The sequence below is a fragment of the Providencia sp. PROV208 genome (assembly GCF_028479465.1).
Classification (GTDB): Bacteria; Pseudomonadota; Gammaproteobacteria; order Enterobacterales; family Enterobacteriaceae; genus Providencia; species Providencia alcalifaciens.
The window spans coordinates 140,353-155,558 of sequence record NZ_JAMPNS010000011.1; the positions used below are offsets into that span (position 1 = coordinate 140,353).

At 41.8% G+C, this 15,206-nt stretch carries 12 protein-coding genes and 1 tRNA gene; 1 reads left to right on the forward strand and 12 read right to left on the reverse strand.

The genetic code is table 11. The features are described from left to right. Positions 1–10 precede the first annotated feature (10 nt). The 12 genes from PR766_RS09805 to PR766_RS09860 form a co-directional block, all read right to left on the reverse strand. Positions 11–1,714, reverse strand: coding sequence for an ABC transporter permease (locus PR766_RS09805; RefSeq protein WP_036961708.1), 1,704 nt, complete (start codon positions 1,712–1,714; stop codon positions 11–13). Beyond that, complete coding sequence (locus tag PR766_RS09810) at positions 1,698–2,744, reverse strand: Fe(3+) ABC transporter substrate-binding protein (RefSeq protein ID WP_154636222.1); 1,047 nt, start codon at positions 2,742–2,744, stop codon at positions 1,698–1,700. Before PR766_RS09810 ends, PR766_RS09805 begins: the two co-directional genes overlap by 17 nt. Before the next feature lie 296 nt (positions 2,745–3,040). Further along, a complete protein-coding gene (locus PR766_RS09815) occupies positions 3,041–3,967 on the reverse strand; it encodes a fimbrial protein (protein WP_392397800.1) in 927 nt (308 codons plus the stop codon). A gap of 23 nt (positions 3,968–3,990) precedes the next feature. After that, complete coding sequence (locus PR766_RS09820) at positions 3,991–4,503, reverse strand: fimbrial protein (protein ID WP_006660680.1); 513 nt, start codon at positions 4,501–4,503, stop codon at positions 3,991–3,993. A gap of 12 nt (positions 4,504–4,515) precedes the next feature. After that, complete coding sequence (locus PR766_RS09825) at positions 4,516–5,100, reverse strand: fimbrial protein (protein WP_226890306.1); 585 nt, start codon at positions 5,098–5,100, stop codon at positions 4,516–4,518. Then, positions 5,063–7,699, reverse strand: coding sequence for a fimbrial biogenesis usher protein (locus PR766_RS09830; RefSeq protein ID WP_154636221.1), 2,637 nt, complete (start codon positions 7,697–7,699; stop codon positions 5,063–5,065). Before PR766_RS09830 ends, PR766_RS09825 begins: the two co-directional genes overlap by 38 nt. An 86-nt stretch (positions 7,700–7,785) precedes the next feature. Beyond that, on the reverse strand, positions 7,786–8,484 hold the full coding sequence (locus tag PR766_RS09835) for a fimbria/pilus periplasmic chaperone (RefSeq protein ID WP_006661101.1): 699 nt from the start codon (positions 8,482–8,484) through the stop codon (positions 7,786–7,788). A gap of 64 nt (positions 8,485–8,548) precedes the next feature. Beyond that, on the reverse strand, positions 8,549–9,085 hold the full coding sequence (locus PR766_RS09840) for a fimbrial protein (RefSeq protein ID WP_006661100.1): 537 nt from the start codon (positions 9,083–9,085) through the stop codon (positions 8,549–8,551). Positions 9,086–9,162: 77 nt separating this feature from the next. Next, positions 9,163–9,711, reverse strand: coding sequence for a type 1 fimbrial major subunit FimA (fimA, locus tag PR766_RS09845; protein ID WP_006660675.1), 549 nt, complete (start codon positions 9,709–9,711; stop codon positions 9,163–9,165). 145 nt (positions 9,712–9,856) lie between these two features. Then, positions 9,857–10,132 (reverse strand): helix-turn-helix domain-containing protein, encoded by a 276-nt coding sequence (locus PR766_RS09850; protein ID WP_006660674.1) that lies wholly within the window; start codon positions 10,130–10,132, stop codon positions 9,857–9,859. A 1,077-nt stretch (positions 10,133–11,209) separates the two neighbouring features. Further along, entirely contained in the window at positions 11,210–13,498 is a 2,289-nt protein-coding gene (locus PR766_RS09855) for an FdhF/YdeP family oxidoreductase (protein WP_006661099.1), read from the reverse strand. Between the two features lie 576 nt (positions 13,499–14,074). Further along, positions 14,075–14,151, reverse strand: a tRNA-Arg gene (locus PR766_RS09860). A 188-nt stretch (positions 14,152–14,339) separates the two neighbouring features. Here PR766_RS09860 and folD point away from each other — a divergent pair. Next, a complete protein-coding gene (gene folD / locus PR766_RS09865; RefSeq protein WP_006660671.1) occupies positions 14,340–15,197 on the forward strand; it encodes a bifunctional methylenetetrahydrofolate dehydrogenase/methenyltetrahydrofolate cyclohydrolase FolD in 858 nt (285 codons plus the stop codon). Positions 15,198–15,206: the final 9 nt, after the last annotated feature.

Here is a 15,206-nt window from a genome sequence, read left to right on the forward strand (position 1 = left end):
ATGATTTTTATTAAGAAGACTGCTTTGACTGAGACGATGTGAGTTGGCTACGCGCCAATAAAATCACAGGTAATGTTCCCGCCAATACGATCAATAATGCTGCAATTGCCCCTTCCTCATAAGTGCCACGAGCCGCTTCCGCATACAATGAAGTTGCCAATGTTTCAAAATTCACAGGGCGTAAAAGTAATGTGGTCGGCAGCTCTTTCATTGCATCCGCAAATACCAATAGCGCACTGGTAACAAGCGCCGGACGTAATAGCGGAAGGTGCACACGAAAGAATGTTCGCAGCTCGCTTTCCCCTAGCAGCCGTGAGGCTTGTTCCATACTTGGCGGAATTCGGGTTAAACCCGCATCAATCGCACCAATGGAAATTGCCATAAATCGAATTGAGCAGCAGATAACCAATAAAATTCCCGTAGATAACAGCGGTAATCCTCGAAAATCCAATAGTTCCGCAAGAAAATTATCTAGCGCCATACCCGGAGTTAATAAGCCAATCGCCAACACGGTCCCGGGCACCGCATAGCCCAGCGAAGCAACTTTCATTAAGGTTCGACGCCATTCTTGAGACGAACCAGAAATCGCGCTCGCTCTGGCATACCACGCCACAACAATACTCACCAACGTCACAACAACGGTGACACCCACCGCCAGCAATAATGAATTTTGTAATGACTGCAACAGGCTGCTTGAAATTGTCATGCTGTCACTGATGCGTTTAATACTTTCCCATCCCAAGAAAAGAGCTGGCGCTAAAAAGCCTAATACGACGGGTAGCGCGGTGACGCACGTGGCTAATATGGCTCGCCATCCCGTCAATCGTGATGGCAAGATCCCACGCATTTGCCGTCCAGTACTGTAACGCTGATTTTTTCGACCGTAATATTCTAATGCTAACAACAAGATAATCACGGTTAACATCGAGCAGGCGATTTGCGCCGCAGCGGGTAGATCTGAGCGAGTCACCCACGTGGTGTACACCGTCACGGTGAGCGTATTCACACCCAAAAATTCCGATGCACCGATGTCATTAAGCGTTTCAAGCAAAGCAAGACTCGTTCCCACTACTAACGCGGGGCGCGCCATGGGCAATGCCACGCGAAAAAAGGTCCCTGTAGAACTGAGCCCAAGCGTTCGCGCCGCTTCCAATAAATGGGCGGGCTGGCTCATAAACATCGCCCGCATGGTCAGGTAAACATACGGATAAAGCACCAAACCCAGCAGCAAAATGGCGCCCGTCATCGAACGGAGATCAGGAAGGCGGAATTGGCGTGGAGAGTCATAGCCTAATACGCTACGGATAAACTCTTGAATAGGTCCAATAGGGTGTAGCAGGTCTAGCCATGCAAACGCCACAATATAGGTTGGCATTGCAAGAGGTAACAGCAGAGCCCAGCTAAACAACTTACGACCGGGAAAATCAAATGCCGTCACCAGCCATGCACAACCGGCACCAATGGTCATGACCATCGCGCCGACACCCAGCAACAAAACTACCGTATTCAAAGTTGCATCGGGTAACACATAACGCATCAAGTGTTCCCAATGATCTAACCCTGAGCTTGCTGCAAGACCCAATAAAAACAATAAAGGGGTCAGAACGCCAAGCGTAATGACCACCACAGAAAGTGTTAATGGCGAAAAACCAACGCGCGACAACCTGAAGGTGCCGCGCGCAGAGGTTGAGCCAGTATTATTGATCGAATCCAACTTTATCTACCAACTGGCTCGCTTGTTTACGGTATTTCACAATTTCGGTAAGTGGGAGAGTATCCACATTGATTTCACCGATCGCGTTATTGATGGTGGCATCTAATGGCACCCCTTTACGAATTGGGTATTCATAGTTTGCTTGGGCATACAGCTGTTGAGCTGGAACAGAAACCAGGTATTCCATCAGTTTAACGGCTTGCTCTTTATGTGGAGCATTACGCGCGACTGCTGCACCAGTGATGTTGACGTGTGTTCCACCATTGGTAAAGGTAGGCTGAACCACTTTGATAGCATCTCCCCATTTACGTGCGTCAGTGCCCTCTTTGGCATTTTTCATGTGACCCACATAATAAGAGTTAGCTAAACCGACATCACAGATACCGCCAAGAATATCACGCGCAACATCGCGGTCACCGCCTGTCGCTTTGCGTGCTAAGTTAGTTTTCACACCGAGTAACCAAGCTTCCGTTTTTGCTTCGCCGTCGTGGGCAATCATTGCAGCCACTAACGCCGTATTATAAGGATGCTGACCTGCGCGGATACAAATTTTGTCTTTCCATTTTGGATCGGCTAAATCTTCATAGGTGATGCTCTTTAGCGGTAAATCTTTCTCTGCATACAGCACACGAGCACGCATCGATAAGCCAAACCATTGGTTATCTTTGTCACGTAATGAGGCAGGAATTGCATCAGTCAATGTTTTTGATTCAACAGGCTGAGTCACACCTGCTTCAACTAAATCGATAAGGTTCCCAGCGTCCACCGTCATTAATAAGTCAGCTGGCGAATTTTTACCTTCCGCTTTAACGCGCTCTAACATACCGTCTTTGACATAGACAGTGTTGACGTCAATAGCTGTTTCTTTGGTAAAGGCATCCAAAAGTGGCTGGATCAAACCCGGCTCACGCGTGGTGTATAACGTTAGGGAATCTTTTGCCATGGCAGGCAGTGCGCAGGTAACAATAAGCGATGAGGCCAGCGTAACTAAACGAGTTTTATTACGCAAAAAATACAGTTTTTTCAACATTTTGCTATCTTCTCCGAGGTGAAGTGATGCTTGAATTAGTTTATTGAGTATTTTTAACTGGTCGAAAAAAGTATATTGATAATAAATCTCGTTTGCAAACTATTTTCATTCATTAATAATTATCGTTAATAACTATTGAAATTTATTTATATTTTATTGTTTAAGATTCATTTTTAATGAATCGTTTTCCTGCGGGCATAAAAAAAGCATCTTAACGATGCCTAATCAACAAATATGATAATGAAAAGGCTCACGATATTCCATCATGAGCCTTTTCGTCTCTCTAGATTAAGTCACTAATCATACATAAACGTCACGCCAATAACGGACTGCACTTTCCCTGCGGTGACCTGACCTTGAGTTCTAGAATATCGCGCGCTTAGTCCTAAGTTCACCGCTGAACTTCCTACTCGACCTAACTGCACGTTTTGGTTTGCAGGGATAGCATTACCATTGCGAACCATTTGAATTCCTACCCCTTTTGCAGCATTAGCGCCAGACAGTGTATTAGCAAAAATATTGCTGCTCGTATCCGTTGTACCGGTTAAATAATAGGAGATATTTTGGCTCGAAGCGCAATAGATAGATAACGGTACCGGCTGAGCACTTCCCGGATATTCCGGTAAATTGACGACCACATTACGCGAAGAAACATCACAACCACCAATTGGTACGACAACATCATTGTTAGCATACAAATTCCATGTAAAGGTTGATGTATTGACGTTCCCTCCTCCCACTATGTTGGAGCCAACTTGATACATCACCAATGTCGCAAAGTGGGTTCCTCGATTAACCACGACACCACCCGCCGCAGAAATGGGGGTTAAATATAATTGAGTATTCCATGCAGTGTAATTGCCTGATTGAAAATCCTGCTGGTGAGTTGGGCTAGTCAAAGGGAACGTATAGCTTGAGCCATAATATCGTAATGAGCCTCGAAAGTTATTTAATACCCCACCATAAGCGGAACCACGGATCATATTCACTTGGTCACGTCGCGCTGATGGGTCATCGTTCTTACAAAATATTGAATTCGACAAATCGACCACTAAGTTTTGACCAGCTTGAACACTTGGCTGCAAGTTAACATACGCATTGGCGGTCACTGGGCTTTGTGTGTAGCTTAAAACGTTCCCTGTTGAGTCATAACAGGTAAACGCATATGCCGATGAAGCCCCGACAAAATAGATAAATAAGTTAAGAAAAATTAATCTAATCATATATTTTATATTCATAAAATGACTCACAGATAAGTGTAAGTGACATCAATCGCCGCTTGGATAGTGCCTTGTGTCGCACCACCTTTCACCGATATCGCCCTCACCTGTAAAGGAAAGCTAGTTGAAAGCGTTGCATCGCTCACCGATACGCGCTTTTGCGCACCGTTATTTAAATTATTGCCCGATGTATCTTGAAGTTGCAGCTGAATATTTCCTGCCGTGCCCTGATTTTTGTAGTATCCCACCGTGTCGGCAACACCTTTGAATGTCGCCATTACCACCGATGTTCCTACCGGACAATTGACCAAATCTAATGACACCGAATGCCATTCAGATGCAGAACCTGGGGAAACCAAATTGAATGTGTACAGATCGCCCAGTTCCACATTGGCAGTCGATGTTGAGACTGTGCAAGGTTTTGCCACGACACTGCCATTAACAGTTACAGTCACATCAGCCGCTTGCGTGGAAGTGATTGAAGCAGACAGCAACCCCAATAGTAGTGCCGTCGTCACCGTTGATTTATACGTCATCATCGCATCCTTTATTTACTGGAATTCGAGCGTAAACGTTGCCGTTGCTCGAATATGTCCCGCAGTGACTGGCAATTTTGACGCCATTAAACGTGCATTAAAATTGAGTGTATTGGCTTTTCCTGCGACTAATGGCGTCCATACAATGTTATTAGAGTCCGCATTGAGGACTAATGGGTTCTTGGCACTGTCCAAAATTTGAATCCCAGCTCCTGTTGCATTCGAGCTACCCGGTTCTATAGCAAGTAAGCTTTTATTATTTAAATCAGCGATACCAACAAACCCAACTTTTACCGCAGTCACCGCCGAACCACATGGCGTCAGTTCAATACGAAAAGGCACAGTAGGCGTCACTTCCCCTACGGAGTGCAGCTGTTTCACCGCATTGAGCAGTAAATCCACCACTTGATTTTGCGATCCAGGTGCTACCGCACAGGTATTATCCTTCACATTACCTTTAATAATAATGGTGCTATCCGCCGCAAAGGCACTGGTGCACAGGAGCAAAGAGGTCAGTATTGAGCTAAAAAATACTTTCGATTTATCAAACACAATTGGCTCCTTATTGGCACTCGGCACGATACTTACTGAGGATTTCATATTGGCTTTCTTCTGGCAGTGTGTAATTAACCGTACACTGAGCATCAGCCCCTTCCCCCCAACGTGCGATTAATCGACCCGTTAGCGGTAACCCCGTTAAATAAACTTGCCCATCTTCCGCCACAATACTGCCACCACCACTTTCATCAGAAGAGACGACTGAACCAAACGGCACTGGTTTTCCATGTCTCATCAACGTCATGAGAACTTTTATCCCAACTTTAGGTTGGAAATCAGCGCGAACCACAGCACCACGGGTTGGTACCACATTCATGACCGGATCATCCAGATCCACGTTATTCGCCAGTGTATTCGTATTCAGTGCAATACGGTTTTCACGGTACTCGGTGGCATAAGGCAATACAGCATAACCACGCCAGTCTGTCTCAACGCCCGTCTGGTTTTCAACTTTGACATGTCCCGCGCCCGGCGCTTTAACTAGCACGACGGTATCGTTCATCGGTTGACTCAATGTCAGCCCGTTTTCATGCGCTAAGATCCCGCCACTTACGCCGTAATAAACTTGGCGGATATTATCGGCATAGCTATAACCGACGTTGGCATTTCCATAAGCTCCACGATAGTTCAAAGAGGTATACCCTGTTCCCGAAGACTTACCATCGCCGCCCCCTGCATATCCTGCTTGAACGCTATAACTTAAGTTATTATCTTCCAGCAATGTGCCGTAAATACCTGCCGTATTGTTCACTCGTCCTTTTAGATCGTGTGAGACGTTATAACTTGCACTCGCATTACGCCAAATTGATTGGCTATCTGAACGTAACCAATGGCTAAACGGAATATTCACGTTCAATGCCAACATTTGGTCGTTACCTTCCTGCCATGAGTTTTTAGATAAGCTATAACTTAGGCCCCAACTAATACCTTGAATTAGGGTGTTGATACCAACCTGTAACTGTTTATCTGCCTTGTTCGTATTCCAATACGTCTCATGGCTTCCCGTCACATACATGGTGGATTGCTCACCCAATTGTTGCGTTAAGGTCAGCTGAATTTTTTCACGCTTGTTATACGCCAAGTTGTAATAGTCACTGAACTTAGGTGTAACGTAGATAACCCCGTCTTGAGTCGCAAGATTGTACCCTGACATACGCTTATACGTGGTATCAGCAAATGAGTAATACCCTTTCGTTGAATACCGATAACCTGCTAACTGGATAATCGTTCCGGTTTCACTCATTGACTTGTTATACAAGAAACGGATTGACTGACCTTGATGGTTACTGTCATCCGGTAACTTGGCATTCGCATGAGTAATATCGATAGACAATGCCCCAAAAACACCGATATTTTTCCCGATACCTGCGTTAAATGACTGGTAACGATTGGCTAACTGAGTTCCACCATACAGCGTCCAGCCATAGGACAAACCATGCAACAGTGTGGTTTGTAAAAAGGTTGGTTTCTCCTGATTACCACTCCCTGAACGGTAATCACCCACGGTCACGGCATATTGGGTATGCCCTTCACGTTGTAATAACGGCACCGAAGCGTAAGGTACGGTATAGCTTTGTACCGAGCCATCAGCCTCAGTGATCGTCACGTGTAAGTCGCCGCTATTCCCTGCGGCATAGAGATCATTAATCACAAACGGTCCAGGCGGAAACGTATTGCGATAGATCTCATAACCATTTTGCTTAATGGAGACATCCGCTGTACCACGGGCGATCCCACGGATCACTGGCGCAAATCCTTTTTGGCTTTCGGGCAACATATTGTCGTCCGAAGCGAGTTGAATACCACGGAAGTTAACGCTATCGAAAATTTCGCCAGGCGTGTAGCTATCACCAATCGTTAGACGGGAACGAATCACATTGATACCACGCTCAAGATAGGTATTGATATGTTCCCAGCGAGTTTCACTATTTGCTGTGCCTGAGCTGTGGCTCCATGTGGAGTTATCCCGTAATCGCCATGCGCCAAAGTTTAAACCACTTTGTAGATTCAAATAGTTATAGCTACTGTTCTTTCCGTCTTGGTTACGAGCACTGCTTCCCGTCAGGCTATAGTTTAAAATTCCTGCCGTGATCCCTGAATCCCAAAGCTCCGGAGGAATAAAACCTCGTGCTTTGTCTTTCATAAACAGTTGTGGAACAGTGATATATAATCGTTGCAAACCGACATCAAATCTCGCCGTTGAATCCTTCACGGTGGGTGATAATGGTTCACAGGTATCTTTCGGTTTTGTTGTTAATTCTGGAATCGATAGCGTATTGATCCCCATTTTTGCCAGCTCATCAGGGGTAAAACAAGGGGATAATTGTTTATCATTTTTATCCAGAACAAAACGCACATCTCGCGTCAGTAAATACCCGTCATTAAGATAGACATCGACACGGTAAGTACCTTCAGGCACTTCTTGCCCTTGTTCAAATGCAGATAAATCTGCGACTGCCGAAGGGTCATCCGCTAAGAAACGAGGGTTAAAATACAACTCTGCCGTCGCCCATGTTGGATAAAGGCATGCGCCTATCAAGAATGCCAGCGGAACCAAAGGAAAACGGCGCTCGAATCTGCATCCCAAAAATGATCCTTTTTTTGAAATTAATTGCCCTTTTACAGATGCCAGATGTGACATGCTCCCTCCGCTCAACAATGTTGCTCAGCAAATTTTCCAATTTGGAATGATGTTTAATTATTTTCGAGAAATAAAAACGTACGTTTTTACTGCATTTTTCCTGTCATTTTCGGCGTTAGTGCGCCGTAATCATTAATGGTTTGGTAGCTAATGGCACCATTTCCATTGGAAGGAACATTTACTGACGCATCACCAAATGGCGGAACAAGTACGTTATCCAATTTCGCTGATCCGATTTTTAAATCGGTGACAGTCGCAAAATAAGGCGTTGGGTTAACCACAACCAATGAGCTACCTTGGCGCTTAAAACGTAATTCTTCAGCCACTTTATCTGGTGCAATAGAGAGACCTGTAGGACGGTAATACAATTTAATGCGGCTAATAATCGCTAACTGTAACGTGTTTTCGCTCATGTTCGCTTTGTCCATTGCTGGAATCGCTTTCACATTCAGCCAAAACAGTGTTTCTCTATCTTTCGGCAGTTGGTTATTGGTCGCATCAATAATGCGCAGTGTATTTTCTTTAACACCTTTCATCGTGAAAAGAGGCGGTGTAATTGCAAATTGGCTATCTTTTTGACCATTGGCATTTTCGACCCATGACTGGATAAGAAAAACGCCTTTTTCATCATTGTTGGTCACGGCAAGTTGAACCTGCTTTTGATCCGCAGGATAAATCACTCGCGTTGCACCTAATGCAACACCTGCATAAACCTGAGTGGACACGGTCGAACAGAGTAAAAGTAATAAGGCGGTAATGAACTTATATGTTTTTCTGGTTTTCATGTTTACATCTGTCCTTTTTTTACTAAAAAATTAAATAAATATGTCACTGTCTTTTTCGATATTTTTATTCATAAGTCAGTGAGAAGAGTGCTTGTGTATTCGCTTTTCCGCCCATGATGTTCTCGCTTGTCGAGCGATACTTCGCAACAAAATGCAATGTCATATCCCCATCACGCAGATTTGCCACTTTACGTGGAGCACTATTCACCGGAATTAAGGTATTTTTTGAATCAAAAATGGCTACTCCCACACCTCTCGCGGTGTTAGGTCCATCACCGATGGAAAAAATATCTGGGTTCCTTTCATTAGCCACACCGTTGAAGGTTATGGATACATACTCGCTAACTGCATTGCTACACTCTCGGAGGTGAAGATCAAACGCAGTCGGTGCTGAATCTTGACCTGGAGCCTTGAATGCATTAGTGCGCACTTGCCCCATATTCACGACTAAATTACGGTCTGAAGTTTCAACAGTGCAGCCTTCCGCAATTAACTCCCCTTGAAAGCGCATCCCGCCACCAGGAAGTTGGACTTTCCATTTATTTCCAGCTTGCAAAAATGGAGAAAACAGAAGGAGTGAAACTGCCAGCAGCTCTCTCATAAACTTCCACCTTTTGGTTCGTGAATAAAAGCCATCCTTGGCTTATCAAATGGGATATCCCTAATCCTTTTTAATGATTACTCGTATTGAACTGCGAAGGTTGCATCTGCGTTAGCAACACCAGCAGTTGTTGCACCCAGTGCAAAGTAACGTGCTTGGAATGGTAGTACGTTTGCACCATCATTCAGCGTGATAGGGCTGCTGAATGTTGCGCCATCCAGACCCAGAGGTGCGCTTTGACCATCTAAAATTTGGATACCAACGTTAGTTGCCGCACCTGAAGCTGAAGAAGCAACAGATAAAACAGTTGGGTTAGCTGCATTCGCTGCAACACCGGTAAATGCTACTTTTGCAGAAGTTGCAACAGTGGTGTCACAGTCGTTTAATTGAATGTTGAAACCTACAGAACCACTGGTATCACCTAATTTAGCTAATTTAGCAGTACGAACTTGGCCCAGACGAACAGTTTGCTCTACAGAACCAGCATCAACAGCACACGCTGCATTCACTAGCTCACCTTTAAAGTGTACCTGACCGCCGTTAACGGTTGTGGTTGCAGCCATTGCAGCAACTGAACCTAAAGATAAAGCTGAAATAACAACAAGTGCTAGTGATTTAACTTTCATAATATTTCCTTATGTTTATTTATTAAGTACATCTTGATAGAAAAAAATACAGACTTCATGACACCATAATTGAAACGATCGAATTTAATTAAATTACAAAGAGTAATTTAATTAAATTTGAATTGTTTTTAAGATTAAGACGCTATCACTCTATTTTCGAGTTTTTATAGACGCTAGAATCAAATAAATACTTCATTTTCTCAAAAAAAACATCGATATCTCGACTACTCATTTCAAGTGCGTTAAATAATATAATAAGCTTATCAAATGATATATTATTCACGCCGTTTTCATAACGAGATATTTGTTGTTGGCTAACATTAATACGTTTCGCCAATTCACTTCCTGTTAATCCTGTACGCCTACGGTAGTCTTTTAACATCCTGCCAATATTATTTGATAGCTGTTCAGATTCTCGCATTTCAAACCTCTCAGATCATATTTCGCTGATTATTTTTATATATTATCGATAAAGGCAAATACTCTTCAGCTGTTATTAAGTTATAGAATTAGATGAGCGGTTAAAAATTGTTTTTTTCGATCGAAAAGGTAGGATTTGATATACGCAGGCTATCAATCAAGATTTTTAATTCATTTAAATCAATAAATAATCAAATATGAGTAAATATTTAACTATTCAAAATCAGATAGTTATAAAAAAACCAAATTATCGAAATAAAATATTAAAGATATTTGTTTAAATAAAATAAGCCCCATATAACACGGGAAACATGTGAAATAGAAACAATAATTTACAATAAGAACCAATATATAAAAACAAGAATACTAACTATTTAAAAATAAGAATCTCTTGTATCACAATTAATTCGCGTAGCTAAAAATAAAAACCAATCAAAAAAAGATAATCGGTATAGGATTACAAAAAAAACATAAAATAAGCACATTAAAAGAAACAAATCGGTATATTTCACAAATTCCGGAAGCTAAAGCTAAATAATCTCGAAGAAAAACATAAAACTGAATTCATTATAGCTGAATATAGGAATATTCCTAGCAACAGAAAAATAAATATGTAAATAATTATTACCACGGGCTTCTTACCTTTAATTCGAGTTTTCCATCATAAGATTTAATTAAATTTTAAACATTTTATAACTTAAATAATTAAACTTTCCTAAAAAACATCAGTGAGCGTATTCATGAATTATCATATCTTTATTTAATCGTTTATTTACCTCAAATCGTTAAGCTAATCACTCACGATACACATTAAAAATAGTTTAGATATCGTAATGTATTTGTTCAGCATAAATACTAAGTAATATTGAATAGATTATTTATAAAGTGCCTAGGAAAGCCGGCTCGTCAATGCCATATGCATTTAGTCGCTAACATTAGAGGATGACTGGATAAGAAAAGCAGTAAAGATGTTCGGCTTAGCAGAAGGGAAATCGACATCATTTAGACAAAATCGTTGATGTGCCTTTAGAGGGAAAAATAAACCACCCCCTATAGGGGTGGTTAAAATGTAAAATCATTAGGATGCAACACTTGCCTTCTCTAAAATGACTGGAATATTTTTATACGCCGGAATACCACATTGAGGATCAAAGTTATCGAGCGCTATCAAGTTATTTGCTTCTGGAAAATAAGTGGCAACACAACGATCAGCCATATCATAGATAACCACTTTTAGATTATCTAAACGACGTTTAGTCCTCTTTTGCTGTTTATCCAAGGCAATAACATTGACCCTATCACCCGCAGATAATTTTTGTTTTTTTGCCTGAGCTTCACTGATAAAGATGACGTCTCTCTGACCAAAAACGCCACGATAGCGGTCATTCATTCCATAAATTGTCGTATTGTACTGGTCATGGCTACGTATAGTTGCCAACACTAATTCGCTATGTGTCGCAGACTCCGGATCCTCAATAACACCTTCTGTTGTTATAAAGTTTGCCTTACCTGATTGCGTTAACCACCTACGTTGAGCCGCTGCATTTGTTAAATGAAAACCGCCAGGAATTCGGATTCTTTTATTGTAATCTTCAAAACCTGGTAACACGGCTTCCATTGCATCACGAATTTTATCGTAATCATCAATGAAATCATCCCACTCGACTTTTGAGTTAGGGATTGTTGCTTTGGCAAGACCAGCAACAATTGCACATTCTGATTTTAAATATGGGCTAGCCGGTTTTAGTTTGCCATGTGAAGCATGTACCATTGACATAGAATCCTCAACTGTAATGCTTTGTGGACCTGACTTTTGAATATCAACTTCTGTACGACCTAATACCGGAAATAAAAATGTATGCTTTGCCGTCAACAAATGTGACCGATTAAGTTTGGTTCCAATATGAACAGCCATATCAAGTTTTTTCATTCCACTGTAGCACGCATCTTTATCCGGCATAGCAACAGCAAGGTTTCCCCCCATACAGATCAATGCATTTACTTTTCCTTCAGAGATTGCTTGCATGCTAGCCACGGCAGCGTGACCAAAAGCGATAGGAGGTTTAAAACCAAAGCGTTGCTCAATTTTATCGATAAAAGATTGGCTTGGTTTTTCGGTTATTCCGACGGTACGGTCGCCTTGCACATTAGAATGCCCCCTTAATGGACAAATTCCCGCACCATCCCGACCAATATTACCTTTCAATAATAAAAGATTGATGAGTTGCTGAATATTTTGAGTGCCATGCTGATGCTGCGTAATTCCCATGCCATAACAAATAATGGTGTTTTTTGCTTCAATATAAAGTTGAGCAATTTGCTCTATTTCATCGCGAGTCATGCCACTCACAGATAAAATATCATCCCAAGAAGTAGACAACACATCTTGCTTAAGTTTATCGAAACCAACGGTATGGGTACTTATAAATTCATTATCTAATATAGGCGCTTGACCTTTTGCTACCGCCGCATCGTGATACTCAATAATAGTGCGAATGACACCTTTAATTAATGCAGTATCTCCACCGATCCTAACTTTATAGTAATATCCCGCTAGAGGTGTGGACTCTAGCGTCAACATTTCAATTGGATCTTGCGGATAAGTAAATCGTTCTAATCCTCTTTCTTTCAAAGGATTAATTGCGATAATTTTGGCACCTCGTTTTGATACCTCACGAAGTGAACTGAGCATACGAGGATGATTAGTCCCTGGGTTGTGCCCAATACAAATCACTAAATCAGCCTTGTCAAAATCTTCAAGTAATACCGTCCCTTTACCCACACCTATTGAAGCTGCGAGACCAACACTTGTCGGCTCATGGCACATATTTGAGCAATCCGGAAAATTGTTAGTTCCATATTCTCTGGCAAAAAGCTGATATAAAAACGCCGCTTCATTTGACGTTCGACCTGAAGTATAAAACTCAACAGAATTAGGATCTGAGTAACTTGATAACCGCTGACCTATTTGAGCAAAAGCATCGTTCCATTCAATTTTTTCATAGCAATCTGTTTGCGCATTATATTTCATTGGATGAGTTAGACGACCTTCATTTTCCAAGTCGTAATCATCCCACGTTAACAGCTCACTCACTGTGTGTTTCGCAAAAAACTCAAGTGTCGTTCTCTTTGCTGTGGCTTCCCATGCCATCGCTTTTGCACCATTCTCACAAACATCAAATGATGCACTATGTTTAGGATCTGGCCACGCACAACCAGGACAGTCAAAACCTTGAGGTTTATTCATTTCAAACATAGTAATAATGTCGGGTACAACATCCATCTGCTCGCGTATAGCTTCAGCGACAGCTTTAACTGCCCCCCAACCTGCTGCAGGTCCAGTGTAATCTTCGATTTTTTCTTTCATTTTCATTACTCTTTTAAATTTAAATGTAACAAGAAATAAACTTTATTTTATTGCAGTGTCATTATGATTAATATTGAGCGACTAATTCCGACTTATCTTTTTATGAATATAATTCAAAAATAAAATCTTATTTCATAGATAACATATCAAATAGGATTAGTAATAATAAGGAATTATCATCCATTAATACTTTTTAATTTACTTGTTGCAGATAAAAATTCCAAAAAATCATTAAAATTATTAAATATCAATTAATTAAAGACCATTACTGCACTCACATTCTTACTTTATTTAAAAAACAGGACACTTTAACAATAAAATATAATCCAATTAATGAAGTGTTAAATAACAAAATGAACAGTTAGAAATTATATGGTTGAGTTTAAGCAGAAACTGCCGTATTCGTCATCGAACAAAGATATCGATAGCCAATTTTAGGTAACACGGGCGAATTACCTTATAGTTGAATAGGTAGACGTTAATTGAACGAAGAAGGGTTAAAATCAGTTGATTCACTGAATTTTAGGCATAAAAAAAGACATCTTTTGATGTCTATTGATTGCGCCATCTTGAGAATGGTACGCCCTACAGGATTCGAACCTGTGACCTACGGCTTAGAAGGCCGTTGCTCTATCCAACTGAGCTAAGGGCGCATTATGTGCGCAGACAGCCTATCTGGCTGATGGCGTTGAATTATACGGTTGCTGAGCGCCGAGTCAATGGGTTTTCACTACTAAAATAACGATATGGTTACTTTATATAACAGATAGACCTGACATTACGAACAAGTTCTGACAAAATAGAGCCATCCCCCGCGTCTCATATATGGATTAAGTTACAGATGTTAGCAAAAATTATTGATGGGAAAACGATTGCGCAAGCAATTAGACAGGAAGTTGCTCAAAAAGTACAAACTCGTATTGCCAATGGTAAACGAGCACCGGGTCTTGCCGTGATTCTGGTAGGCGCTAACCCTGCGTCTCAAATTTACGTTGGCAGCAAACGACGTGCCTGCGAAGAAGTTGGCTTTCTATCTCGCTCTTATGATTTACCAGACACGACCACTGAAGCCGAGCTTCTCAAACTTATCGATGACTTAAACCAAGACACTGACATTGATGGTATTTTAGTTCAATTACCACTCCCAGCGGGTATTGATAACGTTAAAGTGATTGAGCGAATTCACCCTGACAAAGACGTAGACGGCTTCCATCCATATAACGTAGGTCGTTTATGTCAACGAGCGCCTCGCTTACGCCCATGCACACCAAGAGGGATTGTGACCCTACTTGAGCGTTATGATATTAATACTTACGGTTTAAATGCCGTTATCATTGGCGCATCAAATATTGTTGGTCGTCCAATGAGCCTTGAATTATTATTAGCAGGCTGTACCACCACCGTTACCCACCGCTTCACTAAAGATCTCGAACAGCATGTCCGCAATGCAGATTTGCTCGTTGTCGCCGTCGGTAAACCTAATTTTATTCCGGGTGAGTGGATCAAACCAGGCGCTATTGTTATTGATGTGGGTATTAACCGCTTAGAAAATGGCAAGGTGACCGGTGATGTTGATTTTGATGAGGCGTCAAAACGCGCTGCATGGATCACTCCAGTACCGGGCGGTGTTGGACCAATGACCGTGGCAACTCTGATCCAAAACACGTTACAGGCGTGCGAAGAGTACCACGATATTTAATGTAATTTG